30 protein-coding genes are annotated in these 25,623 nt (G+C 70.7%); 15 read left to right on the top strand and 15 right to left on the bottom strand.

Annotated elements, in window-relative coordinates:
• Positions 1 to 3: 3 nt before the first annotated feature.
• From ADK36_RS17450 to ADK36_RS17430, 5 genes are read left to right on the top strand one after another with little or no spacing between them, the layout of a single operon-like run.
• The gene (locus tag ADK36_RS17450) at positions 4 to 492 is read left to right on the top strand and encodes a hypothetical protein (protein ID WP_159029270.1); all 489 of its coding nucleotides are present in this window, start codon (positions 4 to 6) and stop codon (positions 490 to 492) included.
• Complete coding sequence (locus ADK36_RS17445) at positions 489 to 3,038, top strand: Hsp70 family protein (RefSeq protein ID WP_053198190.1); 2,550 nt, start codon at positions 489 to 491, stop codon at positions 3,036 to 3,038. Before ADK36_RS17450 ends, ADK36_RS17445 begins: the two co-directional genes overlap by 4 nt.
• Before the next feature lie 3 nt (positions 3,039 to 3,041).
• Entirely contained in the window at positions 3,042 to 3,440 is a 399-nt protein-coding gene (locus tag ADK36_RS17440; protein ID WP_053198188.1) for a hypothetical protein, read from the top strand.
• Positions 3,441 to 3,464: 24 nt separating this feature from the next.
• On the top strand, positions 3,465 to 5,699 hold the full coding sequence (locus ADK36_RS17435) for a protein kinase domain-containing protein (protein ID WP_053198186.1): 2,235 nt from the start codon (positions 3,465 to 3,467) through the stop codon (positions 5,697 to 5,699).
• Positions 5,696 to 7,756, top strand: a complete 2,061-nt coding sequence (locus tag ADK36_RS17430; protein ID WP_053084737.1) for a protein kinase domain-containing protein — start codon at positions 5,696 to 5,698, stop codon at positions 7,754 to 7,756. Before ADK36_RS17435 ends, ADK36_RS17430 begins: the two co-directional genes overlap by 4 nt.
• An 86-nt stretch (positions 7,757 to 7,842) precedes the next feature.
• On the opposite strand, the gene ADK36_RS17425 is transcribed toward ADK36_RS17430, so the two are convergent.
• Entirely contained in the window at positions 7,843 to 8,601 is a 759-nt protein-coding gene (locus tag ADK36_RS17425; RefSeq protein ID WP_048584911.1) for a dienelactone hydrolase family protein, read from the bottom strand.
• Positions 8,602 to 8,941: 340 nt separating this feature from the next.
• Here ADK36_RS17425 and ADK36_RS17420 point away from each other — a divergent pair, with 340 nt between their 5' ends.
• Positions 8,942 to 9,484, top strand: a complete 543-nt coding sequence (locus ADK36_RS17420; RefSeq protein ID WP_048584910.1) for a hypothetical protein — start codon at positions 8,942 to 8,944, stop codon at positions 9,482 to 9,484.
• Here the strand turns inward: ADK36_RS17420 and ADK36_RS17415 are convergent.
• Positions 9,457 to 9,930, bottom strand: a complete 474-nt coding sequence (locus ADK36_RS17415; protein WP_053198183.1) for a protease inhibitor I9 family protein — start codon at positions 9,928 to 9,930, stop codon at positions 9,457 to 9,459. The genes ADK36_RS17420 and ADK36_RS17415 overlap by 28 nt on opposite strands.
• Positions 9,931 to 10,242: 312 nt before the next feature.
• Positions 10,243 to 10,923, bottom strand: coding sequence for a hypothetical protein (locus ADK36_RS17410; protein ID WP_048584908.1), 681 nt, complete (start codon positions 10,921 to 10,923; stop codon positions 10,243 to 10,245).
• A gap of 126 nt (positions 10,924 to 11,049) precedes the next feature.
• On the opposite strand from ADK36_RS17410, the gene ADK36_RS17405 reads away from it, so the two are divergent.
• The 3 genes from ADK36_RS17405 (at position 11,050) to ADK36_RS17395 (ending at position 12,527) form a co-directional block, all read left to right on the top strand.
• Positions 11,050 to 11,484: an Hsp20/alpha crystallin family protein gene (locus ADK36_RS17405; RefSeq protein WP_048584907.1), complete on the top strand. Its 435-nt coding sequence runs from the start codon at positions 11,050 to 11,052 to the stop codon at positions 11,482 to 11,484.
• Between the two features lie 94 nt (positions 11,485 to 11,578).
• Positions 11,579 to 11,974: a DUF2267 domain-containing protein gene (locus ADK36_RS17400; RefSeq protein ID WP_048584906.1), complete on the top strand. Its 396-nt coding sequence runs from the start codon at positions 11,579 to 11,581 to the stop codon at positions 11,972 to 11,974.
• A 121-nt stretch (positions 11,975 to 12,095) separates the two neighbouring features.
• Complete coding sequence (locus ADK36_RS17395; RefSeq protein WP_053198181.1) at positions 12,096 to 12,527, top strand: DUF2267 domain-containing protein; 432 nt, start codon at positions 12,096 to 12,098, stop codon at positions 12,525 to 12,527.
• 199 nt (positions 12,528 to 12,726) lie between these two features.
• Here ADK36_RS17395 and ADK36_RS49545 read toward each other — a convergent pair whose 3' ends face one another.
• Positions 12,727 to 12,897 carry a hypothetical protein gene (locus ADK36_RS49545; RefSeq protein ID WP_199830199.1) on the bottom strand — a complete coding sequence of 57 codons (171 nt, stop codon included), beginning with the start codon at positions 12,895 to 12,897 and terminating at the stop codon, positions 12,727 to 12,729.
• Between the two features lie 39 nt (positions 12,898 to 12,936).
• Positions 12,937 to 13,293, bottom strand: coding sequence for a PRC-barrel domain-containing protein (locus ADK36_RS17390; protein WP_048584904.1), 357 nt, complete (start codon positions 13,291 to 13,293; stop codon positions 12,937 to 12,939).
• Positions 13,294 to 13,453: 160 nt separating this feature from the next.
• On the opposite strand from ADK36_RS17390, the gene ADK36_RS17385 reads away from it, so the two are divergent.
• Positions 13,454 to 14,287, top strand: a complete 834-nt coding sequence (locus tag ADK36_RS17385; RefSeq protein WP_053198179.1) for a ribonuclease BN — start codon at positions 13,454 to 13,456, stop codon at positions 14,285 to 14,287.
• Positions 14,288 to 14,543: 256 nt separating this feature from the next.
• Positions 14,544 to 14,822: a hypothetical protein gene (locus ADK36_RS17380; protein ID WP_048584902.1), complete on the top strand. Its 279-nt coding sequence runs from the start codon at positions 14,544 to 14,546 to the stop codon at positions 14,820 to 14,822.
• A 30-nt stretch (positions 14,823 to 14,852) separates the two neighbouring features.
• Here ADK36_RS17380 and ADK36_RS17375 read toward each other — a convergent pair whose 3' ends face one another.
• The 8 genes from ADK36_RS17375 to ADK36_RS17340 form a co-directional block, all read right to left on the bottom strand.
• Positions 14,853 to 15,569 carry a GAF and ANTAR domain-containing protein gene (locus ADK36_RS17375; protein ID WP_048584901.1) on the bottom strand — a complete coding sequence of 239 codons (717 nt, stop codon included), beginning with the start codon at positions 15,567 to 15,569 and terminating at the stop codon, positions 14,853 to 14,855.
• A gap of 78 nt (positions 15,570 to 15,647) precedes the next feature.
• Positions 15,648 to 16,349, bottom strand: a complete 702-nt coding sequence (locus tag ADK36_RS17370; RefSeq protein ID WP_234329788.1) for an ANTAR domain-containing protein — start codon at positions 16,347 to 16,349, stop codon at positions 15,648 to 15,650.
• 61 nt (positions 16,350 to 16,410) lie between these two features.
• Entirely contained in the window at positions 16,411 to 17,091 is a 681-nt protein-coding gene (locus ADK36_RS17365; protein WP_234329787.1) for a hypothetical protein, read from the bottom strand.
• Positions 17,088 to 17,513 carry an STAS domain-containing protein gene (locus ADK36_RS17360; RefSeq protein WP_053198175.1) on the bottom strand — a complete coding sequence of 142 codons (426 nt, stop codon included), beginning with the start codon at positions 17,511 to 17,513 and terminating at the stop codon, positions 17,088 to 17,090. Before ADK36_RS17360 ends, ADK36_RS17365 begins: the two co-directional genes overlap by 4 nt.
• 365 nt (positions 17,514 to 17,878) lie before the next feature.
• Complete coding sequence (locus ADK36_RS17355; RefSeq protein ID WP_053198173.1) at positions 17,879 to 19,120, bottom strand: PP2C family protein-serine/threonine phosphatase; 1,242 nt, start codon at positions 19,118 to 19,120, stop codon at positions 17,879 to 17,881.
• Between the two features lie 354 nt (positions 19,121 to 19,474).
• Positions 19,475 to 19,750, bottom strand: a complete 276-nt coding sequence (locus ADK36_RS17350) for a hypothetical protein (RefSeq protein ID WP_048584896.1) — start codon at positions 19,748 to 19,750, stop codon at positions 19,475 to 19,477.
• 10 nt (positions 19,751 to 19,760) lie between these two features.
• Entirely contained in the window at positions 19,761 to 20,465 is a 705-nt protein-coding gene (locus tag ADK36_RS17345; RefSeq protein ID WP_048584895.1) for a DUF5994 family protein, read from the bottom strand.
• Positions 20,466 to 20,504: 39 nt separating this feature from the next.
• Entirely contained in the window at positions 20,505 to 20,852 is a 348-nt protein-coding gene (locus tag ADK36_RS17340) for a hypothetical protein (protein ID WP_048584894.1), read from the bottom strand.
• Positions 20,853 to 21,354: 502 nt separating this feature from the next.
• Here ADK36_RS17340 and ADK36_RS17330 point away from each other — a divergent pair.
• Both ADK36_RS17330 and ADK36_RS17325 read left to right on the top strand, forming a co-directional pair.
• Positions 21,355 to 22,356, top strand: a complete 1,002-nt coding sequence (locus tag ADK36_RS17330) for an acyl-CoA desaturase (RefSeq protein WP_053198169.1) — start codon at positions 21,355 to 21,357, stop codon at positions 22,354 to 22,356.
• 41 nt (positions 22,357 to 22,397) lie between these two features.
• Positions 22,398 to 22,796 (top strand): DUF5994 family protein, encoded by a 399-nt coding sequence (locus ADK36_RS17325; RefSeq protein ID WP_053198167.1) that lies wholly within the window; start codon positions 22,398 to 22,400, stop codon positions 22,794 to 22,796.
• A gap of 658 nt (positions 22,797 to 23,454) precedes the next feature.
• Here ADK36_RS17325 and ADK36_RS17320 read toward each other — a convergent pair.
• The gene (locus tag ADK36_RS17320; RefSeq protein ID WP_053198164.1) at positions 23,455 to 23,703 is read right to left on the bottom strand and encodes a DUF7660 family protein; all 249 of its coding nucleotides are present in this window, start codon (positions 23,701 to 23,703) and stop codon (positions 23,455 to 23,457) included.
• Between the two features lie 52 nt (positions 23,704 to 23,755).
• Entirely contained in the window at positions 23,756 to 24,511 is a 756-nt protein-coding gene (locus ADK36_RS17315; RefSeq protein ID WP_053198162.1) for a GntR family transcriptional regulator, read from the bottom strand.
• A gap of 79 nt (positions 24,512 to 24,590) precedes the next feature.
• On the opposite strand from ADK36_RS17315, the gene ADK36_RS17310 reads away from it, so the two are divergent.
• The gene (locus ADK36_RS17310) at positions 24,591 to 24,869 is read left to right on the top strand and encodes a hypothetical protein (protein ID WP_053198161.1); all 279 of its coding nucleotides are present in this window, start codon (positions 24,591 to 24,593) and stop codon (positions 24,867 to 24,869) included.
• A 523-nt stretch (positions 24,870 to 25,392) separates the two neighbouring features.
• Positions 25,393 to 25,617 carry a hypothetical protein gene (locus ADK36_RS46325; protein ID WP_078942718.1) on the top strand — a complete coding sequence of 75 codons (225 nt, stop codon included), beginning with the start codon at positions 25,393 to 25,395 and terminating at the stop codon, positions 25,615 to 25,617.
• Positions 25,618 to 25,623: the final 6 nt, after the last annotated feature.

Here is a 25,623-nt window from a genome sequence, read left to right as displayed (position 1 = left end):
GCGATGCGGATCGACGAGCGGGAGCGCCCCCTCGGGGCCCGGCCGGAACCCCCGCAGGGCGTCGTGTGGCGGCTGCTGCGCGAGAAGGCCCAGGCCGGCGGAGCGGCCGCGGAGGAGACCCGCCGCCAGGTCGAGGAGCACAAGACAGCGCTCGCCCACCTCGCCCAGGACGTCGCGGGCGTGCTGCACGGGCTGCACGGCGTCACCGCCGCCAACGCCGCCGACGTCCTGCCGTCCCTCACGCACAGGCTGGCCAGGGCCCTGGAAGCGGCCGGCGCACGCTACCTCGACCCGGTCGGCACGCCCTACGAGGAGGTCCAGACGTGGGCCGACGTGGAGGGTTCCGAGCAGGTGGCGGGCCTGGAGCGGGCCATGGTGGCCGAGACCCTGCGGCCCGGCGTGCTGATGGCCGACGGAAAGCTGACCCAGCGAGCCCGGGTGTATCTGGCCGTGCCCGCGGCCGCCGACGACCGGCAGGAGGAGCAGGAATGAGCATCACCGTCGGGATCGACCTCGGAACCACGAACAGCTGTGTCGCCGTGCCCGCCGACGCGGACATCCCCGGCAAGCAGGAGCTGATCGACGCGGGGCGGCTGCGGCCGGTCGGCGGCGCGCTGATCATCACCGACGCCTACCAGGCGCCCATCACCCCGTCGGTGGTGTGGCTGGCGGAGGATGGCACCGCGGTCGTGGGCAGCCTGGCCAAGAGCAAGGTCAAGCACGACGGGCAACCGCCGCCCGCGATGTTCTTCAAACGCACGATGGGCACCGACCAGCGGGTCACCGCCGGCCACGCCGACCTGACGCCGCAGCAGGCGTCCACGCACGTACTGCGCCACCTCAAGTCCCTCGCGGAGGAGGTGCTTCAGGTCCCGGTGGACCAGGCGGTGGTGACCGTGCCCGCGTACTTCGAGATGCGCGCCAAGAACGAGACCGTGCAGGCCGGCCTCGACGCCGGACTGGCGAAGGTGGAGACGCTCATCGAGCCGTTCGCGGCCGCTCTGATGTCCACCCACGGGCACCGCCTGACCGAGCCGAAGACGTTCCTCGTCTACGACCTGGGCGGCGGCACGTTCGACATCTCCGTCGTGGCCTGGACCCCCGAGGCAGGCTTCGAGCACCTCGCCTTCGACGGCGACCGCTATCTGGGCGGGTACGAGTTCGACAAGGCGATCGTGCGCTGGATGGCCGAGCAGCGCCCCGCGTACGACCTCCGGCTCGAACCCGACCACCCCGAGGAAGCCCGCCTGCTCGCCCGGCTGCTGGTCCGGGTGGAGTCGGAGAAGCACTTCCTCTCCCGGGAGCAGCAGACCGAGATCTACGTGGAGGGGGAGGCGGACCGGGCCGGCATCCCCATGACCATCAAACTGCCCTTCAGCCGGGCCGAGTTCGAAGCCCTGATCCACGACGACGTGCAGCGCACGCTCGGCCACTGCGACGCCGCGCTGGAGCGGGCCGGTCTCGGTCCCGCGGACCTCGACGAGATCGTCATGGTCGGCGGCTCGTCACGGGTGCCGCTGGTCAGCCGCCTGCTGCGGGAGCGGTACGGGCTCGAACCGCGGCTGATCGACCCCGACCTGTGCGTCGCCGTCGGCGCCGGCATCAAGGCGGGTGCCGTCGGCGTCCGGCAGGGCGTTCTGGAGATCGACCAGGTGGCGGCCACACTGCCCGCGACCGACATCGCCGGCCGGGTCCACCTGGACGCGGACCGCCCGGCGCCGGACGGCGTGCGGGTCCTGCTGCGCTCCGGGGACGGGATCCAGAACCTCCGTCAGCAGACCGACACCGAGGGGCGGTTCGTCTTCGACGACGTCGCGCTGCACGAGGGCGACAACGAGCTGACGATCACGGTCGTCGTGGACGGCGAGGAGATCGAGAGCCGGAGCTTCACGGTCGCGCCCGACCACGAGCCGCCGCCCACCGACGAGGGCGACGTGCTGGCGCACGACTTCTTCGTGGAGCTGGAGAGCGGCCCGTACCGGATCGCCCAGGCGGGCACCAAACTGCCGTACCACACCAGCTTCCTGCTGGAGACCGCCGGCCAGGGCGTGGTGCTGCGGGTCCGGCTGGACGAGGGGCTGATCCCCATCGGCGAGGTGGAGATCCACGACCTGCCCAGCACACTGCAGGCCGGTACGACGGTCGAGCTGGAGCTGGAGTTCCGGCCCGACTGGTCGATCGACGCGGAGGTCAGGCTCCCCGCCGTCGGGATGCAGGGCCGGGCGCTGATCTCCGTACCGCGGGAGCACGTGCCCTCCTGGGAGGAGCTGCGCCGGCGGTACCTGGAGGTCAGGTCCGGCTGGCAGGACCGCCGGGCGGTGGCCCGGCCGGAGGACGCCATGCGGATCGGGCCGCAACTGGACGCGCTGCTGCGGGAGTGCGCGACACTGCTGGACCAGCGCCAGGACCGGGCCAAGTGCCATCACCGGCTGCGTGAGGCAGAGACGCTCCTGGGCGGCGTCCGGCTCCCGGCAGCGGACGTGATGCAGCCGCCGCTGCCGGAGTTCGAGAACAAGCTGGCCGAACTCGCCGCGCTCTGCGACCAGCTCGCCCGCACCGACGCCACGGAGGCACAGCAGCACCGGGAGAGCATCCCCGGGCTGCGGGCTGCGGGACTCGCGGCGTACCAGGCGGGCAACGGCCTGGACTGGCACAGCATCAACCAGGCGGTCGAGGACCGCTGTGTGGCCGTCCACCGGAGGGTGGGCGCCGACCAGCCGCCGCCGAGCCCGGCGAATCTCCAGTCGCTGCTCTACCAGGAGCTGGCGGAACTGGACCGCGCGCTGCGGCGCACCGACCAGCTCACCGGCGGGAAGTACCAGGGACAGGCCGAGGCATTCCTCACCGAGGTGGCCGCGATCGTCACGGCGGTGGGCGGCGTCGCCACGAACGACGCGAGGGCCACCGAGCGTTTCGTGGGGATTTACCGCAACGAGGTGCAGCCGCTGGCCGCGCGGATCGAGCGCTGGACGGAGGAGACCGAGGGCGACGACCCCGAAATGGTCGGGCTCCGGCTTCCCCAGGGGGGCGGGAGGTAGCGGGTGGCCGTCATCAACTGCCCGCTGTGCGGCCGGACACTGCGCGCGCCGGCTCCCGAGTGCCCGGTGTGCCGCGGCGATCTGCGTCCGCTCGCGCAGGTCGCCGCGCTCGCCGACGAGCACTTCAACAAGGCGGTGGCACTGGCCCGCGCGCAGCAGTGGCACGGCGCCGCCGAGAGCCTGGCGGTCACCCGTGCGCTCAGCCCCAACGACGTCGACGCCATCGTGCTGCTCGCGAAGGTCCGTTACCGTCAGCGGGGCGGGCGGCGTGCCGAGGTCAGGCAGTTGCTGGAGCGGGCGCTCGAACTGGCACCGGACCGCGAGGACGTGCGCTCGGCGCTGGAGGAGACCGCCCGGCCGCAGCGCCGGGCCCGCCAGGGACGGCAGCGTCGGCGCCGATGAAACCGTGTGAGGCAGGTGAGGTGCGTGCGCGAGGCGTCGTCGTCCGGGGCCGGCTATGAGCGTCTCCGCGACCGGGGCAGGCGTGCCCTCGCGGCGGGGAACCTGCCGGAGGCGATCGACGCCTTCGGGGACGCCGTATGTCTGCGCCCCGATCTGGTGACGGCCCACCTCGACCTCGGCCGGTGCTTCCAGGAGTCCGGCAACACCGAGGTCGCCCGCCGCATCTACGAGTACGCCGCCCGCACCGACCCGGCATCGCCCCTGGCCGCGGCCGCGGTCGCCGGCCTGCCTGCCAAGCCGTCCGCCAAGCACGCCTTCGACCTGGGGCAGATCGTACGGAGCCCGGACAACTCCTATCGCGTACTGGATCGCAGGATGGGCGCGCACGGCGCGGTGTCGATCGTGGAACCGGAGGGGCGCAGCAGCTTCTTCGACCGCGTCGGATACCGGCGCTACGCGCTCAAGACCTTCAACATGCCCCAGCCGTGGAGCGAGGAGGACCGGGAGCGCTTCGCCAACGAGGCCAAGACCTGGGTGCTCCTGGAACGGCACCCCAACATCGTCACCGCGCTGTGGGTCGAACGGGTCGAGAACCACCACTGCCTGCTGCTGGAGTACGTCTCCGGCGGCGACCTGGACAGCGCCCTCGCCGCCGGGCCGCTCGGCCTGGAGCGCGCGCTCCGGTTCGGCCTGCAGTTCTGCGACGGCATGGAGCACGCCTCCCGCACGCTCGGCGTCATGCACGGGGACGTGAAGGCCGCCAACTGCCTTCTCACCGAGGACGACACGCTCAAGGTCACGGACTTCGGCCTGGCCCAGGTGTTCGGTCCCGCGCAGGCGGTGGGCGGACGGCTGCGGGAGCTGAAGCCGCACGTGCGGGCCATCTACGTGTTGCCGGGCGGAACCCGCAACTACCGGGCGCCCGAGCAGTCCCGCTTCGGGGCGCGCGTGGACGTACGGACCGACATCTACGGCTTCGGCGTGCTGCTCTACCAGATGGTCACCGGCGATCTGCCGGTCAGCGGCAGCATCGCCGCCGAGCACATCAGGGCGCGGACCGGCGCGGACGACCTGCCGGCGGGGCTGCGGGAGCTGATCCTCGCCTGCGTGGAACGGGAGCCGCAGCGCAGGCCGCGGAGCTTTCGCGGCCTGCGGGGGGAGCTTCAGGCCGTGTACGAGATCGTCGCCCGGCGACCGGCGCCGGCACCGGCGCAGCCCCTGCCGGGCGACCGGGACCTGTACATCCGCAGGGGAGCGGCGCTGGACGAACTCGGCCGGCACGAGGAGGCGCTGGCATGGTTCGGCAAGGCGCTGCGGGTCGCTCCGGGGGACGGCTGGGCGCTGCACAACAAAGCCCTCACCCTGATCGCGCTGAAACGCCCCGAGGAGGCGCTGGCCTGCCTGGACCAGGCGCTCGAACGCTATCCGGGCTACACCCAGGCCCTCACGGCCAAGGCCAAGCTCCTCACCGCCATGGGGCGACACCAGGAGGCGCTCATGTGCATGGCCCAGATACGGAAGGCACCCGCCCTGATGGGTATCGGCGACCTCTCGGACGCGCTCGGCCATGTCGGGGAAGCCTTGGAGGGCGGTCGGCCGGGCAGTGGGCGGGGTGGTGGGCAGGGCGGTCGGCCGGGCAGTGAGCCGGGCCGTCGGCGGGGCAACGGGCTCGCGTACGAGCCCGGCGCGCAAGCCGGACGACGCGCCCCCCGGCATTCGCCCGGCACCCTGCTGGCCTGGCAGATCGCGGCGGTCGAGGCCAAAGCAGGGCACGCACCCGCGATCGAGCCGGGGCACCTCATGCTCGGGGTGTGCAAGCTGGGCGACGGGCAGGCGCTTGGGCAGGCCGCCGCCGTGCTGCGCACGGTTCCCTCACTGGAGGCCGAGATCGAGGGGCTGAGCCGCAGATTCCGCCGGGCACGGCTGGAGGTCACCCCGTTCCGCCGCCGCCTGCGCACGAGCCTCGCCCGTCCCGCGCCCGGCACGGCTCCCGGCGGGGCGTCCGACGCGGCGTACGGCGACGGCGTCATGCACCGGACGCCCGCCGCCCGTGGAGTCTTCCGCCGGGCGGAGGAGCTGGGTGCGGCCCGTGCGGCGAGTGCGGCGAGTGCGGAGAGTTCCGGCGGGTCCGTGGGGCTCACCGAACTTCTGCGGGCGCTGCTGGAGATCCCCGCTCCCCCCTGGGCCGAACTGAGCGCCGAGATGGGCCTGGAGGGCCGGCTCCAGTCGCTGGCGCGGGACGAAGGGGGTTCTCGATGACCAGTGCGCCCTACAGCGGCGGCGTCGGGCTGGCCCTGGTGATCGCCCTGAGTGAAGCCGCTCGGGGCGGTGCCGACGAGGTGGAGCCGGTGCACGTGCTGCTCGGGATATGCAAGATGTGCGAGCTGCCGGCGACCGACGTGGCGCCCGGCTTCGCCGAGCAGCTGGACGGCGAGGTGAGAGAGCTCAGGGCCGCCTTCGAGCGGGCCGGGCTGGACACCGCGGCCTTCCGCCGACGGCTGCGCGACCGGATCGCCCGGCCGGATCGGGCCCGGCAGGGCGCCGGCGCACCGCCGGGGAGCGCCGTCGCGCGCGAACTGGTCTCCCGGGCGGAGGAACTGGCCGCGGCACAGCACGGCGTCGCCATGGGGCTGCCCCACCTGCTGTCCGCCGTGCTGGAAACCCCCTCCCCGCCCTGGGCGGCGCTCGCCGCCGAGATGGGGGTCGACGACCTGCGCGGCGCGCTGCTCCCACGGCGGCCGGAGCCGGGGGAGGGGACGGGGCCGGGAGGAGAGGAACCGGGCGACCGTTCCGCCCGAGTGGCCTTGACGGTGCTCCAGGGCCCGCTCCAGGGCCGGAAGTTCGAGTTTCCGGACCGCACGACGTGCGTCGTCGGACGGGCGGACGACTGCGCGCTCCAGCTCCCCGAGGACGAGGAGTACTCGGGAATCTCCCGGCACCACTGCCTGCTGGACATCAACCCGCCCGACGTACGGGTACGGGACCTCGGCAGCGTCAACGGCACCTATGTCAACGGCGACAAGATCGGCCAACGGGACGCGGGGCCGGCACCGCACGGGGCGGACCAACTCCCGTCGGCGGAGCGGGAGCTCGCGGACGGCGACGAGATCCGGCTGGGCGGCGTCCGGCTGCGGGTCGGCATCCACGTGCCCCTCTGCTGCGCGACATGCGGCCGGACGGTCCCGGAGGCCGAGGCCGAGGAGGCGGGCGCGGGCGCGCCGGGCCACCGGGCCGCGTACCGATGCGAGCTGTGCCGTACGACGGAGATACCGTCGACACTCGGCCTCTCTCCACACTCGCACGGGGCGAGGACATGCGCGGCGTGCGGCGGCCGGCTCGGCGGCGAGCACACCGCCCAGCCCTTCGTCGAGGAACTCTGCGCGGCGTGCAAGGGCGATCCGGAACGGGTCATGCAGCAGCTCCTGCAGGTCGACGAGGACGGCAGCAGGAACCTGTACCTGTTCGGCGGCTACACGATCCAACGGCAGCTCGGGCAAGGCGGCATGGGCGCCGTGTACCTCGCCCGGGACCACCAGACGGACGAGCTGTGCGCGCTCAAGGTGATGCTGCCGCAGGCCGCGGGGAACGAGGCGGCCAAGGCGCGGTTCCTGCGCGAGATGTCGACGGTCGAGATGCTGCGCCACCCGCATCTGGTACGCCTGCACGACCACGGCTGCTGGAACGGGATCTACTTCTTCGTCATGGACTACTGCGACGGGGGCGACGTCGCCGAGCTGGTGCACCGGCGGGGCGGCCGGCTCCCGGACTACCAGGCGCTGGGCATCACGCTTCAGGTACTGGACGGCCTGGCACACGCGCACCAGGCGGACGTCCGGGCGTACGACTTCGAGGGCCGCCCGGTCGCCGTCCGCGGGCTGGTCCACCGGGACCTGAGCCCCCGCAACATCTTCCTGCACGGCGGCATGGCCAAGGTCGGCGACTTCGGGCTGGCGAAGGCGTTCGACGCGGCGGGCCTGAGCGGCCTGACCCACACGGGCACCAGCGGGGGCAATCCCTCGTTCGTCTCCAGGCAGCAGGTGCTCCAGTTCAAGCGAGCACAGCCCGAGGTCGACGTCTGGGCCGCCGCGGCCTGCCTGTACTACATGCTCACCGGCTCCGCACCGCGCGACTTCGCTCCGCACCTCGATCGCTGGCAGGTGGTCCTGAACAGCCCCGCCGTACCGATCCACCGCCGCAACCCCGACGTCCCGGACCGCCTCGCGAAGGTGATCGACCACGCCCTCACCGAACAGCCGGGCATCGGCTTCACCACCGTGGCGGATTTCCGCCGGGCGCTGGTGGCGGTACGGGAGTGACGCGATCCCCGCGCCGGGACCCGGAGAGCCGTTGAGGAGGCGCTGGGTGGCACGAGTGCCGCGCCTCTCTGACCTGCCTCTTCGGCCTACTCGTACACCGTCGCCGCTTGGAGAGTTCGGGCGAAGAACCGCAGCGAGTCGTCCATCTCGAGCCGCGGCAGATCTCCGTGCTTGCCGGGGTTGGCGTGCAGTGTCTTCTCGGTTGAACCGATGGCATCGAACAACGCCAGGCTCTGTGCACGAGGCATCTGCTCGTCGTCCCACTGGACCAGAAACCGCACCGGCACAGTGATCCGCGCGGCGGCCCCGGCCAGCGCGGGCGACCCTTGCAGGCCCAGCACCGCGGCGCGGACTCGAGGTTCCGCGGCGATGAACGGTATACCGAACGCGCAGCCCAGCGACACGCCCCAATAGCCCACCGGTCCGCCGCCGATATGGTCGAGTCGCTGGACTGCGGTCAGGACCGCCTGCCATTCCGCGACGGTCCGCCCGGCTAATAGCGTGTACATGGCGGTGTCCTGCGCAGCCGTATCCTCTCCGGCGGCCCTACGCGCCCGGTACTCGGTCGCGATCCGGTCGAACTCCTCGTCCGTCGGCCGCTCGCCGTGGTTGGGCACGTCGATCGCGGCGACCGCGAACCCGCCTTCGGCGGCGAAGCGACGCGCGCGGGCCAGGATGCCGGGGGCCTTCTTGTGTTGCCCGCCGCCGTGTCCCATGAGGATCAGGGGGCGAGTGCCGGGGGAGCCGTGGGCGTCTTCCGGCGTCCACAGCACGCCGGGGATCTCGTCGAGGCTGAAAAGCTGTTCGGTCACGCCGCCCGACGACGTCTTGGAGATGAAGCGCATAGCGTTTCAAGCCTTTCGGGGACCTTCTGCAGGCGCTCCCTGGACCATGCGAGGGAGCGAGCCCCAATCTGTCACAGCGCTGATCGGTCTCACCTCCTCGAATTCGCGGCGCCTTTGACGTGGGCTTCTACGCGGAAGAGCCTTCGGCGGTCCGCCCGTTGGGCGCGTTACTGCCCTGACGGAACGGCCAGGTCACCCGTTGGAAGGAAGCACGGCGGTCACTGGGGTGCCGCGTCGGCAGGCCGGGCAGCCTGGGCGCGCGCCCACCCCACCTGATGACGACAGCCCACTGTCGGCTTACGGGAGTGTGCGCTCACTCAGAGAACCCGGAGGGAATCTCATGTCCTTCAAGAACATTTTCGGTGCCGGCGGGAGTGAAGCGAAGTCCGCCGAAGAGTCCGCCAGGAAGGTCTCCGAGGGAATTCCTGGTGCTTGGCCCGAGCGGGAAGGAGTCGATCCGGAGCTCTATGACGGAATTGAAACCGTGCGTGATCCGAAAATCATTCGTGAGACGTCACCTGAGGCGCTCGGCATCATGAACAACTTCATCACCCCCCTGTTCAAGAACACCCAGGTGGCAGCCGCCGAGCAAGAGAAAGCCAGCGAAAACCCCGGGTCGACGTCCGGTATGGCATCTTCGGCCAAGGACGAGGCATTCAAGAAGGTGGAGGTGGAGATCAGGGACGAAGACCGGCCGAGGGTCGGCGACGACGACCTGGAAGAGGTGAGAAAGGAGAACGTACAGGCGGCCGAGGACGTGAAAAGGGCTGGCCCGACCCGGCGTGCTGCCCGGCGCCGCGCACCGCCCGACCCGGTGAGAGCCGTACCGAGTGCCGACTCGCCGGTGTGGCCGACCTATGCGCGCTGCCCGCCCATGGACTGAGGCACGGGGCCGGGATCTTCGCCGTGGTCCGTCGGAGGGGAAGGTGCCGGCAACGGGGTGGGCGAGGGCACAGGGGGCAGCGGAGCGGGGCCCTCGTCGGACGGCACCGATGAGGTCGGCGCCTCGACCGAGCCACGGATCACAGAGGTCACGCAGGGCAACGCACCCAGCGCGGCGGCCTGTTCGCCGGTGAGGCGGGCGGTGAAACCGTGGGCTGTGAAGTGGTAGGCGTGCAGCTTCGTGAGGTCCGGGACGGTGTCCAGCGCGTCGTGGTCATACGAGGTGGTCGACGCGTCGCTGAGCTTCACGACGTAGACGCCCGGGTCGTTCTGCTGCCCGGGGCCTGGTCCCTCGGGCAGCACGGCGCTGCCGAGTGCCAGGGCCCCGGCCAGGACGGGTATCAGAAGTGTGCCCGCCGTCCTGAGAGGATGGTGTTTATAGGACAAATCGGTTCCAAATCGGTCGAACTTGACAACGCGATCTCCCCGTGGCCCCACTGTCACAGGAGTCGCAGCGAAATGGAATCTTGAGACTTAAAGTTTGCTCTCCCCTGCACAGATGCTTCACGGGCGCTTCTTCAGGAGGTCGTTCAGTGGCCGACGGCGGCCAGGGCGGCGGACCGGCGCCCGCCAGGCGGCTGACAGCGACCCGGTACCCAGCCTTGCGTGCGGGTGCCCGTACGGAGAGGGCGGTGCCGGTGCGCTGACGGCAGGTAAGCGAACGTGCCCGGAGTAATTCACGCTGGTCGGAGCGGTATGTCAGGTTCGGTTGCGGCGCTGGTTTCCGCTGTGCCGGCGGAGTCGGTCCGTGTGGTGGGTGAGGTCGTCGACGCGCGCGGCGAGAGCGGGGTGACCGGACGCCAGGTACGGGTGCGTGTCCGTCAGGGGGGCGACGAGGGCGGCCGGGTCGTTGTCGGCGAGGGCCGCGGTGAGCTCGGTGAGCGGGGTGCGAGCGGCGGCGGGGAGGTCGGTGAGCGCGGTGATCTGGCCGGCGAGTTGGCGCAGGGTGGCGGCGTTGGCCCGGGCCCAGGCGGTGACGGTGCGGTCGGCGGCGCGGCGGTCGCGGGTGGCCGTCACCCGCTGTTCGCCCGTGGACCCCGGAGTTCCGGGGCGTACGCGCAGGTAGCGGCGTTCGGCGGCCTGGCGGCTGGAGACGCCGAGGGGGTGGGCGAGGTCGGCCCAGCTGGCGCCCGCCTCCCGTGCGGCTTCGATCAGGCCGGGCTCCCAGTCGGCGAGTTGCTCGCGCGCTTCGCGCAGCAGCAGCAGTGCGGCGAGCGCGTCCTCGGAGCTGTTCTGGTCCGGCCCTGAGTCGGTGCCGGCCGGCGTGGCCCGGGCGGTGTGCAGGGCCTCGTGGATCGTGTTCAGCGCCGCGGCGGCGGCGAGAAAGGACGCCGGTGCGAGACCGCGAGCGCGGGGGGCGGGCTGATCGTCCCTGGTCATCGGACCTCCAGCGGTTCTGTCATCCTATCGATGACGCGGAACTTGTCATCGTTTGGATGACATGTTACAACGTTGGCAGGTGAACGCATTGGCAGTGCCTGACCCGAACGCTGGAGGTGTTTGACGATGTTGATGCGTACCGACCCATTCCGTGAGCTGGACCGGCTCACCCAGCAGCTCCTCGGCACCAACGGCACCTGGTCACGTCCGTCGCCGATGCCGATGGACGCCTACCGCGAGGGCGAGGAGTACGTGATCGCCTTCGACCTGCCCGGCGTGGCCGCGGACGCGATCGACATCGACGTCGAGCGGAACATGCTGACCGTCAAGGCCGAGCGCCGGCCCGTCGCCAAGGCGGACGACGTACAACTGGAGCTCTCCGAGCGGCCCCTGGGCGTCTTCTCCCGCCAGGTCGTGCTGGCCGACACCCTGGACACCGAGCACATCGAGGCGGACTACGACGCGGGGGTGCTGACCCTGCGGATCCCGATCGCCGAGCGCGCCAAGCCCCGCAAGGTCACCATCGGCGGCGGGTCCGCGCGCAAGCAGATCAGCGGCTGAGTACCCTCCCGGCCGCACCGGAGGACGGGGGCGGCCCCGCCCCCGAGACCGCCCCGTCCTCCGCTCGCCGCCGTATACACGCACGGGAGCAGCGATGGTGATGCGATGGGAGGCGTTCCTTCACCAGGTCAAGGAACGCGGCGCGTACGAGACCACCGGGGAAGCCGAGCGGGCGGCCCGCACGGTGCTGGCACTGCTGGGCGCGCACCTGGTGGGCGAGGTGCGGGCGGAACTGGCCGCCCGGCTGCCGGAGGATCTGGCACTCGTCCTGCTCAATCCACTCAAGGCGCACGAGCCGCTGTCTCCCGAGCGGTTCGTGCGGGCCACCGCGGCCTGGATCGAGGGAGCCACCGAACAGACCGCCGCCTGGGACGTGAGCGCCGTGCTCAGCGTGGCCGCGGACGCGGCGGGTGACGAGCTCACCGGCCGCATCCTGCTCCAGCTCCCGGCGGGCTACGACCTGCTGTTCGGGCACCCCCAGCCCGTCTGACCCCCGTCCCACAGGCAGCCACACTCCTCTTTTCTGACCCCAGGTGGTACTGGTGGCGGGCGCAGGACTCCCGCCACCGATGTCGCGACCACCTCACACGAGAAGGGCAACCACGTCAGCGATGATTGACCAGCAGCAGCCGTCGATCGTGGGCATGACGTTCGAGCAGATGCTGGAACAGGTGCGTTACGAAGGCGCCTATGCCACCCGCGCGCAGGCCGAGCAGGCCGTGCGCGCCGTGCTGGCGGCCTTCGGGCGCCAGGTCACCGGGGAGGAGCGGGTGGAACTCGCCGCCCGGCTGCCGTACGAGGCCGCCGTCACCTTCACCTCCCAGATCCCCGCCACCGAACCCCTCACCGGCTGGGGCTTCGTCAAGGACCTGGCATCCCGCATCGGCGGCAGCCCGGCCACCACCCGCTGGGACACCGGCACCGTCTTTCGCGTCGTGGCCCGGCTCGCCGGCGAGGAGCTCCTCAGCCGCATCCTCGCCCAACTCCCCTCCGGCTACGCCCTGCTGTTCGGCCGTGCCGAGCTCACCCGGGCGGCGGCCTGACCCGCGTGCGGACTCGGACCGACCTGTCAGTCAGTCACTCGGTCGGTCGAGTCGACATGCCCGGGAACAGGCCGCGGGTGCGGTCGGGGTGGGGTGTGACGAAGATGCCGTCGGCTACGCGCCGTCGACCGGTCAGCTGACCGGTGAGCCGACGCACGCCGTTCGTCGCACGGTGCAGGACGTCGGTGGGTGTCGTTCGTCATCGGATGGGGCGGTGACTGGTGCGCCGGGACCAGCGGACGGCGGTGAGGCCCAGCGCAGCCACAAGGATCACGATGCCGATGATCAGCAGGTAGCCCAGCCCCTCCGCCGCCACTCCGATGATTCCCAGTACGACGGCGACCAGAACGAGGAACAGCAAGAGGGCCATGACGCTTCCACCTCCCTTGGGGTGGCTGAGCGCGGACGATCAGCGGCGCGCGAGTTGCCGCTCGCCGCCTGCGCCCGTCTGGTAGGGCATGTCGTAGTGCTGGAAGATCGCTTCCTCTGACTCGGCGGGCAGGATGTCGTCCACGCCGACCGAGGGCGCTTTCTTCACCAGCGTCTTGGTGTAGGAGACCTTGACGTAGTCCGGTCCGAGGGTCGCCTCGTCGAGGGGGACGAAGGCCAGGTGGTGGCGGGTGGGGAGCCCGGTGCGGACCGTGGCCATGGCCGGTTCGTCGGTGGCGGTGTCGACGTAGACCGCTTCGAGTACGCCGATCTTGTGGCCCTTCGGGTCGACGACGTTGCGGTTGCGCCACTCGCGGATATCGGCTGAATGGATCATGGCCTGCCTCCTGAGCCGTTGATCCGGGCCGGCACGAGCCGCCCCCTCGGGCAGTCGCAGCCCGCTGAGCCCGGTAGCCCACTGTTCTTCCAGGTTATCCGGGAATCTCCGCGTCGCGCCCTCGCGGGGCAAGGCTTCCGAAACCTGGTAGTCGACAGGCATGCCGATGAAGCCTTCCGGCGCCGCGGACCGTTCATCTCGGTTCGGGCCGCTGCGCCACGTGATCAGCCGTTCGCCGGTCGGGCGAGGATGGCGGCGGAGCAGGGATATCGAGCTGTGGTCGCGCTCGCTGGGCTTTGCCGCGCTGGGGTTTCTCACGCTGGTGCCGTTGCTGATCATTGTCTCCTCTGCCGATCCCGAGCACGGGCGGGGATTCGCGCAGTGGCTGGGGGAGGGGCTCGGCGTGTCGACGGCCTCCAGGCGGCAGGTCGAGCAGCTGTTCACCCCGCCCGGCCAGGCACTGCGGACCACGACCGCGTTCGGTATCGCCGCCCTTGCCGTGTTCGGCCTGAGCTTCGGGGCGGCGGTGCAGACCGGCTACGAAAAGGTCTGGGGCCTGCCGGCGGCCCGCTGGTGGGCCAGGTGGCGGCATGTGGTGTGGCTCGGCGTTCTCACCGGATATCTCTACGTCTCCGCCACCACCACGCTACGGCGCGAACCCCTGGCAGGTGGGGCCGTCGCGTCGCTGAGCGCCGTGCTGTTCCTGTGGTGGTCCCAGCGGCTGCTGCTCGGCGGGAGGATCCGCTGGCGCGCCCTGCTGCCCGGCGCCGTGGCCACCGTGATCGGGCTGCTCGGCCTGAGGGTCTTCTCCAGGCTCGTCTTCTCGCCGTTGATCGCATCCAACGCCGTCACCTTCGGACCGGTCGGAACTGTCCTGGTCATCCAGTCCTGGCTGGTCGGCGTGGGTGTCGTCGTCTTCGGCGGTGCCCTGGTCGGCCGGCTGCTGTACGAGGAACTCCCACGCATGGCACACGCACTGAAACGGCGTAGATGAGATGCGCCCTGCAACTGGTCGTCCGCTTGGGCCGCGAGTTCGTGTTCGGGCCGTGTGCGACGCTGCCGGAGGCCGGGGCGGCATGGCGCACGCCAGTCCTCGCCGCGGGTTCCCGACAGGTGTCAAGCAGCCATCCGGGCCAGGCAGGACGCGCCTGCCTCGCACGCTATCCGCAACCCTTGGGCAGGACTACGCTGTGGGGTGAGGCCCCAGTCCCCGGTGTCGATGCACTGTCCCGCTCCCGGGGAGGCCCACCGTGTTCGTCCTGCTCCTCATCCTCATCGCGGTCCTGTTCGGCTTCGGCTTCCTCCATCCCATCTGGTGGGTGGCCGCGGCGGTGCTGGTCTATGCCGCCACCCGACACGGCCGCGATCGCGGCGGCGGCCGGAGCCGCGGCGGCAGTTCCGAGCTCGGGGACTACCGGGACTACCGGGAGCGCCGCTATCGCCAGGAACGCTGGGACCGCCGCTACAGCCGTCAGAACCGGGCGCGCTGGCGGCGCGAGGACCGTCAGGACCGCGAGCACCGCAGGTGACAGCAGTAACGGGCACCGCCAAGGTGTGGGTCAGGACCCCAGGCCGGTGAGGGGTTCGGAACTGTCGATGAGGGCGCGGGCCACATCGGCCAGGCGCCGGTTGTGGGAGCGGGCGTAGCCGCGCAGCGCGGTGAACGCCTGCTCCATGTCGATGTCCTGGCGTTCGGCCAGCTTCCCCTTGGCCTGTTCGATCAGCACCCGGCTGTTCAGCGCCGTCTGCAGCTGTTCGTTGAGCACCGTGCTGCGCTGAGCGGTGCGTTGTTGCAGCAGGCTGATGGTGGCTACGTCGGCCAGGGCCTGGGCGACGGGTGCGGCGGCCGGGTCGAAGGGGCCGGAGGCGGTGCGGAAGAGGTTCAGGGCGCCGACGATATCGTCCCGCAAACGCATCGGGAGGGCCTGGACCGCCCCGAACCCGCTGCGCTGGGCCGCCACCGCGAAGCGCGGCCAGCGGGCGGTCGCCGTACCGAGGTCGGGGACGATCACCGGGACACCCGTGCGGAAGCAGTCGAGACAGGGGCCTTCGTCGTTCTGGAGCTGGAAGAGCTCCAGCAGGCGCACCTGTTCGTCGGAGGCGGCCATGACACGGAGTTTGCCGTCCCGGTCGGCGAGCAGCACCCCGGCGGCGCTCACGTCGAGCATGCTCACGCAGCGGTCGGTCAGCAGGCGCAGGAAATCGATGAGGTCGAAGTCGGCGACCAGATTGTCGGCCAACTCGACGAAGGTCTTGGCCAGAAGCTGTTGATCCATCGCGGGCACCCTCGATTGAGACTAGTCCCTGCCCGAAGGGGCGGGAAGTACGGCACGTTCCTCGGCCGGGACCGATCGTCAGGTTTCCCCCTCGGCCTGACCCGGCTCCGCGGCCGGGGAGAAGCGAAGCCGTCGGGCCACCACGTCGGCGGCCACGTCCGCGAGTCGGCGTCCCTGCACATAGGCGTAGGCGCGGAGCTGGACGAAGGCTTCTTCGATGCCGACTCCGAGCTGAACCGTCAGCATCCCGCTGGCCTGGTCGATCTCCGATCGGTATGCGCCAAGGTCCCCGAAGCCGCGGTCCGGCATCGGCCCGCCGGTCGGCCCGCCGGTCGGCGCGCCCGCCTCGTCGATCCCTGTGTCGAGCAGGAGCAGCGTCGCGAGATCGGCGAACGCCAGTGCGTCGGCCAGTTCCTCCGTGTCCAGTACGGTCGGAATGTTGGCATAGAGGTCCAGCACTCCCGGGCTGATCGCCCCCATCTGCAGGGGGAGCGAGAACACCGCGCGGGCTCCGGCTTCCAGGGCCGCGTCGGCGAACACGGCCCAGCGGTCCTGGAGTTCAGTGGTGAGCAGATCGGGTGTCAGGACGGCCGAGCCGCGTACAAAGGCGTCCACGCAGGGCCCCTCGCCCAGCGTGAGCTGGAGCTCTTCCAGTTGCTCGCTGATGTCGTCGGTGCTGCACAACGGGTGGCTCGCCGCGGCCTTGGACATCGCCGACAGCCCGGCCCCGCCGACCGGCAGCGCGGCCACGGCCGCGGCGCATACGTCCACCACACTCACCCGGGCACCTCGTCGGACCGCCTGCTCGGCCACCAGCATCCGAATGCGGGTCGACCGCCTGTCAGACCCCACTGGGGCCACCGTCTCCACCGTCTCCGGGCATCGTGACAAGGCCCTCCAACCTCGCCGTGGTGCGTTCCCCGAAGGGAAGGACCAGCGCGCGGAACGTGGTGGCGCCCGCCGGCCTGCGCAGCTCTCCGATGTCCAGCCACCCCCAGGAGCGGAGCGCGGCGAGGGTCGGGCGATCGGCCCGGTCCACCAGGGTGGCGCCGAGCGATGACTGATGGTGGGTCAGCAGCCGTTCCTGCACACGACGGGCGAGCTCCCGGTCCTGCGGGCCTGGCCGGATCAGGATGGCGGTGAACGCGAAGACGTTGCCGGACGCCGTGAGTTGCTCGATGCCGCGCGGAAGCGCTCCGTCGAAGTCGCGCCACCAGGAGCCGTCGCCGCCTACCGGGAATCCGAAGGCGCATCCCCGCAGACTCTCCGTCTCGGCGATCACCATGGCGAATCCCGGTCGGCGCATGTCCGAGGTGAGACGGTTCAGGAAGTTCTGGCTGCTGGGACGGCGGTACGGGTCACCCGGCGGCGTCGCGCGGGACTCCGCATACAGCGTCACCAGATCCTCACGCAGGCCCTCCACCAGCCAACGGCTCAGCCGACGCAACCGCGCCGGAGCCACGGCGGACGGCTCGCCGTCCCCCGGCTTCCGTGCCGGTCCCCGCCCAGGTCCGGCCGTCATCGCACATCCCCCGAGAGAACGGGCGCAGACGGGACAGGCCGATGCGGCGGGGTTGGACGGGGCGAGGCCGGGGTGTCGGAGAGAGGAGAGGACAGGCGGTCGAGGGGAAGGCCGAGGAGCAGGAACCCGCAACCGACGAGGTCGACAATCCGAGCCAGTGTCGTCGGCGGATGGTGCAGTCGCAGAGTCCCACCGGCCACGGTGGTCTGCTGCGCGGCGTGGAGGAATGCGTTGAGCCCGCTGCAGTCGCAGAAGGTGACGGGGGCGAGGTCGACGTCGATGGTGCGGATACCGTCCCGCAGGCACCGCTCCAGGGACTCGCGCACCAACGGCGCGGAATCGAGGTCGATCTCACCGGACAGGGTGACCAGCGCCTGTTCCCTTTGGTCATGGCGGTAGACGGTGAGCTGTGAGAGGGGCATGACGCCTCGGTTCGGAAGACGATCCGGCAGCGGCACGGTGAGCCGGAGTTCCGGCCCCCTGGGCGTGCTCCCGGCAGGGGCGTACTTTCGGCGGAGGCAGGGCGACAGCCGGTCCGACAGCCTGCGCAGCAGGTCGCAGGACCCACCCAGTTTCCCTCCAGGGATGCGCCGGGCGACAGACGAAGCGTCCGCACCCCGCAGCCATCTGTGTTCAGCAACAGCATGCCGCCGGGGTCTGGGACGCTACACAGCAGCGTAGTCCTCGCGCCGTGTGTCGGACGGTCCGAAGCAGCCCAATCCCAGGATATGGACGGTGCGAAGGACGCGGTGACACGCGTGACGGAGTCGGTCGTGCGGTTGTCGACTCACTCCAGGAGCACGAGGTGGTCTGCGGCGCCCCCGCGCCATTCGATCAGGAAGAGGGTCGCGTCGTCGGTGGTGCGGCCGCCCCGTTGCTGCTTCAGGGTGTGGGAGAGCGAGCGCACCACCGCTCGTACTCCCTTCTCTGTGTGTTCGATGCGGTTGACCCAGTGGATGAGTTGTTCTTCGCCGAACTGTTCCTCGCCGGCTTCGTGCTCCTCGATCAGGCCGTCGGTGAAGCACAGCACCCGGTCGCCGCGTTGGAGCCTCTGCCGGCTGATCCGGGGCTCTTCACCGCCGAAGCCGACGGGCAAGGTGGTCGGGCCTCCCAGTTGCCGGACGACCTTGTGGTCACGGATCAACAGCGGTGCGGGGTGGCCCGCGTTGACCCACTGCAGGTGGCCCGTCGTGATGTTCAGACGCATCATCTGGGCGGTGACGAAGTGGTCGGGCCCGAACTGCTCGGCGATGGCCCGGTCCATGAACGTGTAGATCTCGGACAGGCCGATGTCCGCACGTCTGGCGTGCCGGTAGGCCCCGACGGCGACGGTCGCCATCGTGGCGGCGTCCAGGCCGTGGCCCATCGCATCGACCATGGCCACGTGCAGGATGTCCTCGTTGAGGGCGTAGTCGAAGCTGTCGCCGGCGACGTTGTAGGCAGGCTCCAGGATTCCGGCCACCGCGACCTGCGGGACGGACATCGCCAGCGGCGGCAGCAGGGACCACTGGATCTCCGCGGCCACGCTCATCGGTTCGCGGCGCCGGGCCAGGAAGAACTGGTCGGTGTAGCTGTGCTTGGTGACCAGCATGTCGGCGACCAGGCCGGCGAGCCTGCGCAGCAGCCGCCGGTCGTCGTCATCGACGGTGTCCAGGGTGAGGGCCATCACGCCCACCTGGTCGCTGCCGTCCAGCAACGGCAGGTACATCCGCACGCCGTCGGAATGCGGCACCTCGACAGTGGTCGCGTGCAGAAAGGCCGTACCGGCGGGAGAGTCACCGATCGGCTCGGGCTCGCCGACCATCAGTCGCCGACCCGGCAACGGCACCAACACCAGCTGGCCGTAGTCCTGCAGCAGGATCGAGACGTCGCGGCCACCGACCCTGGTCACCTCCTCCGCGATCAGCGGGGCGATCAGCTGCGGCGGCATCTCGTGCGCCCGGTCCAGCAGCACCCCCAGCAGCCGCTCACCGAACCCTTCCGACCGGTCCAGCATGCCCTTGTCGGATCCGCGCTCACCTTCCGCCATAGCCGCACTCCCGCACCGGCCTCGTCGAAGCTTCGGCCGCCGTGTCCATGCTCACCTCATGCCGCGCGTCCAGCGCCCGCACGACACGTGCGGTCCGTCCCGTGGTCACAAGGGCTGCGCTCGACCCGCTCACGTGATCTGCACACACGGGCCCGCTCCTGACACGACCGCGGTCAACCCGCACAGCGTGACGGGCCCGGCCACGCCGAACAGCCCATTACGCCAGAGGCGGCATGTCACACACGAGCGGAACAGACGGCTCTCCGTCCCGTTGCGCGTCACACCTCTCCCGGAGCCAGGCCGCTGTTGTCGCGGAGGTCTACGGTCGATGGCGCGCCGACGGAAACCGCCTGGTCACCTGTGGTGAGTGGTACGGCTGCTGCGGCGGCGCGGTGGGAAGCGGCCGCGGCCCCCGTCGCGGTGGTCCCGCCGTTCGCCCGTGGTCGGCGACTCGGACCGGTCCGGTCCCACCGGGGGCTGCGGGGCGCCGCGCCCGCGGCGGCCGGGCAGAGGAGCGCTGTACCGGTGCACGGCGATTCTCTCGGCGTGCTGGATGTTGAGCCGGTGGATCACGTATGCCGCCCCCGCGATGAGAACCACGAAGGCAGCGGCCGTCAGGAAGGCGTTCATGGCGGCCACCTCACATACCGACGATCAGGCGGCTGGTACGGCCGGGCGGACGGGTCTGTTCCGGAACGGCCGCGGACACCGCGGAGGCGCCGCCCTCGTACTCCCATGCCGCGTCCGGGTCCATCGGCCCGTCGGTCACGGAGACGCCGTGCCGGGCCTCGTCCGCGGCGATGAGTGCGCTCGCGGTCAGTGGCGGGCCGTCGTAGTCGGACGCGGCAGCCATCAGCCGGGCCGCCGACTCCGCGCCGGTCTCGGGCGGGATGACCAGCAGGTCCCAACGGCCGGTGCCGTAGGAGAGCAGCAGCAGCTTGTGCGGGTCGATCTCCGTGGTGAACCAGCCGACCTTGACGATGTGGCCGTCCACGGGAACCTTGCGGGGGATGACCGGCCAGTGCTCCGGGTTGACGGCGATGCGGGTGATGCGGCCCCACAAGGGGTCCAACACGTCGGTCAGTGCGGGTAGTTCGCTCAGCAGATCCCGGGAGCGGGGCCACCAGGCACCGTCCAGGAGTCCACGGGAGGTGCCGTCGGTCTTCAGGGCGAGACGCGCGGCCGGGGCTGCGACGGGCTCGGGTTGTGGCAGTGGTGGAAGCAAGGTCGCCGACATGATGCGGACCCGTCTCCGGGCCGCGTCTGCGGCGGCCCGGGTTTCATCGTTCTCCGAGAACGACCCGGCGTGGAAGCCGGTGTGCGAAATGCCCTCGGTACTGTCCACACTACTCCGCGCCGCCCCGCGGCGCGGAGTAGTGGCGCCCTAGACGTGGAGCAGTCGCTGGATGATCTCCCGGTACTGCCTGAGCGCGAGCCGGAGTCCGTCGGACTGTGTCCCGGGGTCCTGGTCCTGCCAGCCGGCGCGAAGGAGACGCCGCCGTTCCGCGAGGGCGTTCACGAGCTGGGCGGTGGCTTCGTCATAGGCGCTCTCGGCTTCTTCCAGTGCCTTGAGCGGAGTGTCGGCGAAGGTGTTGAGAGCGTGCCGGAGGGACTGGACGATCTTGTCCTGCTCGTCCGACGGGAGCAGCGGCTCAGGGCCCGGGGTACGGCGCTCGGCGGGGCCCCGAGGCCGGCCCGCCGGCTGCTGGGCGCGTTTCTGGTCGTACATCATCGGGGGCCGCTTCCGTTCCGCCTGAAGGCGCCCTTGGCCTTCTCCGCGGCCTGTTTCAGGCTTCCGGAGACCCGGTCGGTCCTGCCTCGGCGCTGCAGTCGCCTGTTGCGGGTGACTCGGCCGGGTTCTTCCGTGATCCTGCCCTTCATCGTCTGCGCCTGGTTCTTGATGGTCCGTGAAACGGTCATGGCCGGCCTCACTGTGGTCCGGTGGGTGGGTTCCCGCGGGGTCTGGGCGAGGCGGGAAGGCGGAATGCTTCGCCGTGTGTTCCGGGGTGGCATGGCCCTGCACCGTGCCGCCAGTCAACGTCCGGCCACGGCCCGTGTCAACGCGGTGGCCACGCGATCCGGCCCGCCTCGTCCCGGAGCCTGCGGGAGTACGGTGGAGGAAGCGAGGACTCTTCGCATGCCGGTGTCCGAACCGGCTCCGCCCTCGCGTCTCCCTCACATGGGCAGCCCGTGACCCCGGCCGCGCCATCCGCATCCCGGCCGAGGAGCCACGTATGCCACTCAGTCCCACCACGTCCCCGACGGTGACACCGTCGGACCCCGCCCCGCCGCCCCAGGGCTACGACGGGACGTCCCCGTTCCCGCCCGACGGCCCGGCGCCCGCGCGCAGCGGCAGTGACCGGCTGTACGTCACGGTGACCGCGGTGATCGTCGTCCTGCCGTTCGTGGCGATCGGTCTCGCCGGCTGGCTGCTGTGGGGGAGTCTCATCCATCCCACCGACATCGTGCTCGCCGTCGTCCTCTACACGATCACCTGTCTCGGCGTCACGGTCGGATTCCACCGTGGCCTCACACACGGCGGCTACCGGGCCGTCCGCCCCGTGCGCATCGCGCTCGCGGTGGCCGGTTCGATGAGTTTCCAGGGCGACGTCATCGGCTGGGTCGCCACCCACCGCCGCCACCACGCCTTCACCGACCGGCCGGGGGACCCGCACTCCCCGTACCGCTACGGCACACATCTGCGCGGCCAGTTGCGCGGGTTGCTGCACGCGCACGTCGGCTGGCTGTTCCGCAACGACCGTACTCCGCCCGAGCGTTACGCCCCCGACCTCCTCGCCGACCGCGACATCCGCGCCGTCGCCCGCGCCTTCCCGGCGCTGTGCGTCCTCACCCTCGCCCTGCCCTTCGCGGCGGGCTGGCTCATCGGCGGTACGTGGGTGCACGGCGTGACCGCCCTGCTGTGGGCGGGACTTGTCCGCATCGCCCTGCTGCACCACGTCACCTGGAGCGTGAACTCCCTCTGCCACATGATCGGTGAGCGCCCCTTCCGCACCCGGCGCCACGACCGGGCCACCAACCTGTGGCCGCTCGCCCTGCTCTCGTTCGGCGAGAGCTGGCACAACCTCCACCACGCCGACCCCACCAGCGCGCGCCACGGCGTCGACCGCGGTCAGCTCGACCCCTCCGCCGCCGTCATCCGACTCCTCGAACGCCTCGGCTGGGTGCACGACGTGCGCTGGCCGACGGCGGAGCGGGTCGCGGCCCGCCGCGCCTGACGTCAACCATTGAGCCTTTTACGGCAGTTGGCAGGAGCCTCATGACCACCGCACTGCATTCCCCGCTTCCCTCCCACCCCGTCCTCCGGCTGCGTCTCGCAGCCCGCAGCGGCATGCCCCGGCTCATCGACGGAGCGTGGTGGCCCCGTTCGTACGACCTGCCCGCGGAACTCCCCCGGCTGCTCGCCGGGTTGCCGCGCACGTGGGGTCACATCACCAGCGTCACCGTCAACGGGGCGACATGGTCCGCGGTGCCCGGCCGGATGCTCGTCTCCAACCAGGTCGTACGACTGCGCAGGACCGTGGCGGCATCCGCCCCGCACACGATCCTCCTGCTCGCCCCCGGCCGGGGGCGCTGGGACCTGCTGGTCGTCCCTCCGGATACGACCGAGGAAGCCGCGGAACCGCTCATGGCGGCCGCGGCAAGCGGCCACGCCTGATCCGGCCCACCACGGTCCGCCCGGCGAATCATCAGGGCACCGGAGGCCGGGTTCGGCGACGAGGGCCGTCACATCCTCATCATCGGTCGGCCGGGCAGGTCGGTGGTGGCCGCGCACGACGAGGAGGTTTCGCCGGCCTGCTCCGCCTCCGCCGCGCCGAGGGCGTTCGCGCTCGCAGACGGCCATCAGCCGGGCGGCCGAGCGGGCGCCCCTCGGCACCGCAGCGCGCACAAATGAAAACGAACAATGGCACCCTCCGTAAGGGAAACGGCTGCATGGTCGCAGCTAGGAGGCGGCCCGCCAACGTGTTTTCATCCGTCGTGGCAACGGCACCTGCCACCGTCGGGCAGCGTCAACGCAGCGTGGGCGGGTGCCAGCCTCCGTCCATGACGGCGGCCCCCGTCTGCGCGGCCGAGGGCGATGCCCGTGGCCGACCACAGACCGTGGCGAAACCGCATCTGACCAGCAAAAACGCCCTCCCGATGGGAGGGCGGAGACTTGCGCCCCCGGCAGGACTCGAACCTGCGGCCAAGCGCTTAGAAGGCGCTTGGCGGGTCGGGTGCCGAAGCCGCGCTGACCTGCCCTTCTCCCGTTCCTGAGCGCCTCATCGACTGGGCCGTCGACCCGTATTCGACACGGCCCGGACCGGACTATCGGACTACTCGTACATGGTCGCCGCTTGAAGAGCTCGTGCGAAAAACGTCCAGTCACCGCCGGGCGGCAGCTCCTGGTCGGTGTTGCTGTACCAGCCGTCCGCGTCGTCGATCCAGGCCGCCAAGGCCTCCAGGAAGCTCGAAAGGTCAGCGTTCTCCCATGAGCTTCCGTGCTCGGCGTGACTGCGCTGCAAGGAACGAACGAAGGCTGCCAGGTCTTCTCTATTGGTGACGTGATCGGGAGAAGTGGTCATGGCTGCGGACCCTACTTGGACACCAGCACCGAAGTGCCCCTGGGAGCGCTAGCTAGGGGTTGATCGGGATCTCGTAGACGATCTCGCAATGAGCGGCGGGCACCACGATGTCCGCCGTCTCCACGGGCCGCCCTTGGTCGCTGTAGTACGTCCGCCGGATGTGCGTGACGAGAGCAGCCTTCTGGATACCGAGGAGTGACGCCTCCTCAGCGGTCGCCTGCCTCGGCTCCGGCTGCTCCACGGCGTGGCTGACGGTGACTCCGATCGCGGCCATGCGGTTCACGACACCGGCCCCGGCGTGCGGCCCTCCCTCGGGGAGAACGACGAGCGTGCCAGCGGTGAGGTCGTACGGTTCCCAACTCGTCGACAGCTGCACCGGCCTGCCGTCGGCCAGAAACTCGTACGCCGTACGGACGCACAGGTCGCCCTCGGTGATGCCGAGCCGCGCCGCGATGTCTGCCGGAGCTGGCACCTTGGCCTCGGTCCTGCTCTCCCAATCCCCTTGCCTGCCCACGGCCTTCATGTCCGCCCGAAACGGTGACGAGTCGGGCCGCTCTCGCGCCGACGACCGAACGACCCGGACCCGTTGCCGGGGCTCGGCGACATAAGTGCCTGATCCAGCACGGCCCTCCAGCACGCCCTGGGAGATCAGCAGCTCCTGTGCCCGACGGACCACGTTCTCGCCCACCCCGCACTCTTGGCCGATCTGGGCGCGGGAAGGCAGGCGGTCCCCGGGTTCCCACACGTGCTCCGCGATCCGCCGCCGGAGTTCGTCAGCGATGCGGAGATAAGGCGGCTGCTCAGGCATATGGAAAATCTAGTCCACTAGCTCTAATCTAGTTAACTAGCTTTACTCAAAGTGATCGCCGGTTAACGGAGGCTGCCCTGTGCCCGCTTCGGGAGTTAGCGCGGCGGCCATCGCTGCCCGGCTGTCCGACGTCGGGCTCCCGGCGCGGGTGGAGGAGCACGACCAGTACACGTCGGTCGAAGCGGAGGTGCCGGACTCGCTCTCCGCCGACTTATGGCGGGAGGTCCTGGAAGTGGTGGCTGAGGCCGATCGGTTCGGGCTCTTCGCCACCAGCCTGAACGGCCGCACCCTCTGGGCGGTCGTACACAAAGCGGTCCCCTCGACGGGCGATGTCGGGGGACCGAGCCATCAGCGATAGGAGCTGAGCAGCGTGCTCAACCGTATCCGCCGTGCCGCCTCGCTCACCAGAGCGCGGTACTTCCCCACGGGCAGGCACCGCCGCCCCTTAGGGCCCTCCCGGCCGACGGCCGCGCTCGTTGTCCCTGCGTCTGCTGACGTGTCGACGGTGGTCCTGGGCGGGGATCTCGATACCGCGAACCACTGTGACCCGCTCGCGGGGGAGGAAAACGCGCTCGTCCGCCCGTACTTGCTGGCTTGGGAGCGTCGAGTACGGCCACGCGCGGTGGTAGTCGCTTCTAACCTGCCTGCTGAGGCCTGGTCGTCCCTCGCGGGGGTGCGCTGATGCCTGCTCGTCAACAGCCCCACGCCGTCGAGGGCTCGGCCGTTCCCTACCGGTCGACCGCCTGCCGTATCGGCACACACCCTGCTTGCGCGGAGTCCTCCCCAGTCCCCGCACCGGTCGACCTGCCGATTGTCTACGAGACGTGCGCCTGCCCGTGTCACTCGGCGGCCCACCACTCCGCGCCCATGGAGGGGGAGAGGTGAACGGCTGGGCACCTGGCGGCGCGCTGGCAGCCAACGTCGAGGTCACCGCGGCCACTGTGCAGCGCGGCGACATCATCCAACTCGGTGGCCAGGCGCGCCGGGTGAGCGACCTCTTCCAACTTCCCCAAGGCGGCAAGCGACTTCTCTTCGAGTCGGGAGAGCTGCTGACCATGCATGCGCGAACCCGGCTCGTTGCCGTTCGCATGCAGAGAAGGCGGTGATCCGGT

This window comes from Streptomyces viridochromogenes (assembly GCF_001270495.1).
Taxonomy (GTDB): Bacteria; Actinomycetota; Actinomycetes; order Streptomycetales; family Streptomycetaceae; genus Streptomyces; species Streptomyces viridochromogenes_A.
This window is presented reverse-complemented; position numbering and strand designations above follow the sequence as displayed.

Excerpts from the sequence above, each read along its gene's own strand:
- ADK36_RS17360 (WP_053198175.1), bottom strand. The coding sequence starts at position 17,513 with ATGCCCCTCTCACAGCTCACCGTCTACCGCCATGACCAAAGGGAACAG.
- ADK36_RS17430 (WP_053084737.1), top strand. The coding sequence starts at position 5,696 with ATGACCAGTGCGCCCTACAGCGGCGGCGTCGGGCTGGCCCTGGTGATC.
- ADK36_RS17445 (WP_053198190.1), top strand. The coding sequence starts at position 489 with ATGAGCATCACCGTCGGGATCGACCTCGGAACCACGAACAGCTGTGTC.
- ADK36_RS17320 (WP_053198164.1), bottom strand. The coding sequence starts at position 23,703 with ATGACCACTTCTCCCGATCACGTCACCAATAGAGAAGACCTGGCAGCC.
- ADK36_RS17365 (WP_234329787.1), bottom strand. The coding sequence starts at position 17,091 with ATGACGGCCGGACCTGGGCGGGGACCGGCACGGAAGCCGGGGGACGGC.
- ADK36_RS17450 (WP_159029270.1), top strand. The coding sequence starts at position 4 with ATGCGGATCGACGAGCGGGAGCGCCCCCTCGGGGCCCGGCCGGAACCC.
- ADK36_RS17330 (WP_053198169.1), top strand. The coding sequence starts at position 21,355 with ATGCCACTCAGTCCCACCACGTCCCCGACGGTGACACCGTCGGACCCC.
- ADK36_RS17425 (WP_048584911.1), bottom strand. The coding sequence starts at position 8,601 with ATGCGCTTCATCTCCAAGACGTCGTCGGGCGGCGTGACCGAACAGCTT.
- ADK36_RS17315 (WP_053198162.1), bottom strand. The coding sequence starts at position 24,511 with ATGCCTGAGCAGCCGCCTTATCTCCGCATCGCTGACGAACTCCGGCGG.
- ADK36_RS17410 (WP_048584908.1), bottom strand. The coding sequence starts at position 10,923 with ATGACCAGGGACGATCAGCCCGCCCCCCGCGCTCGCGGTCTCGCACCG.
- ADK36_RS17350 (WP_048584896.1), bottom strand. The coding sequence starts at position 19,750 with ATGAACGCCTTCCTGACGGCCGCTGCCTTCGTGGTTCTCATCGCGGGG.
- ADK36_RS17385 (WP_053198179.1), top strand. The coding sequence starts at position 13,454 with ATGCCGATGAAGCCTTCCGGCGCCGCGGACCGTTCATCTCGGTTCGGG.
- ADK36_RS17325 (WP_053198167.1), top strand. The coding sequence starts at position 22,398 with ATGACCACCGCACTGCATTCCCCGCTTCCCTCCCACCCCGTCCTCCGG.
- ADK36_RS17395 (WP_053198181.1), top strand. The coding sequence starts at position 12,096 with ATGATTGACCAGCAGCAGCCGTCGATCGTGGGCATGACGTTCGAGCAG.
- ADK36_RS17390 (WP_048584904.1), bottom strand. The coding sequence starts at position 13,293 with ATGATCCATTCAGCCGATATCCGCGAGTGGCGCAACCGCAACGTCGTC.
- ADK36_RS17340 (WP_048584894.1), bottom strand. The coding sequence starts at position 20,852 with ATGATGTACGACCAGAAACGCGCCCAGCAGCCGGCGGGCCGGCCTCGG.
- ADK36_RS17405 (WP_048584907.1), top strand. The coding sequence starts at position 11,050 with ATGTTGATGCGTACCGACCCATTCCGTGAGCTGGACCGGCTCACCCAG.
- ADK36_RS17400 (WP_048584906.1), top strand. The coding sequence starts at position 11,579 with ATGGTGATGCGATGGGAGGCGTTCCTTCACCAGGTCAAGGAACGCGGC.
- ADK36_RS17420 (WP_048584910.1), top strand. The coding sequence starts at position 8,942 with ATGTCCTTCAAGAACATTTTCGGTGCCGGCGGGAGTGAAGCGAAGTCC.
- ADK36_RS49545 (WP_199830199.1), bottom strand. The coding sequence starts at position 12,897 with ATGGCCCTCTTGCTGTTCCTCGTTCTGGTCGCCGTCGTACTGGGAATC.
- ADK36_RS17375 (WP_048584901.1), bottom strand. The coding sequence starts at position 15,569 with ATGGATCAACAGCTTCTGGCCAAGACCTTCGTCGAGTTGGCCGACAAT.
- ADK36_RS17355 (WP_053198173.1), bottom strand. The coding sequence starts at position 19,120 with ATGGCGGAAGGTGAGCGCGGATCCGACAAGGGCATGCTGGACCGGTCG.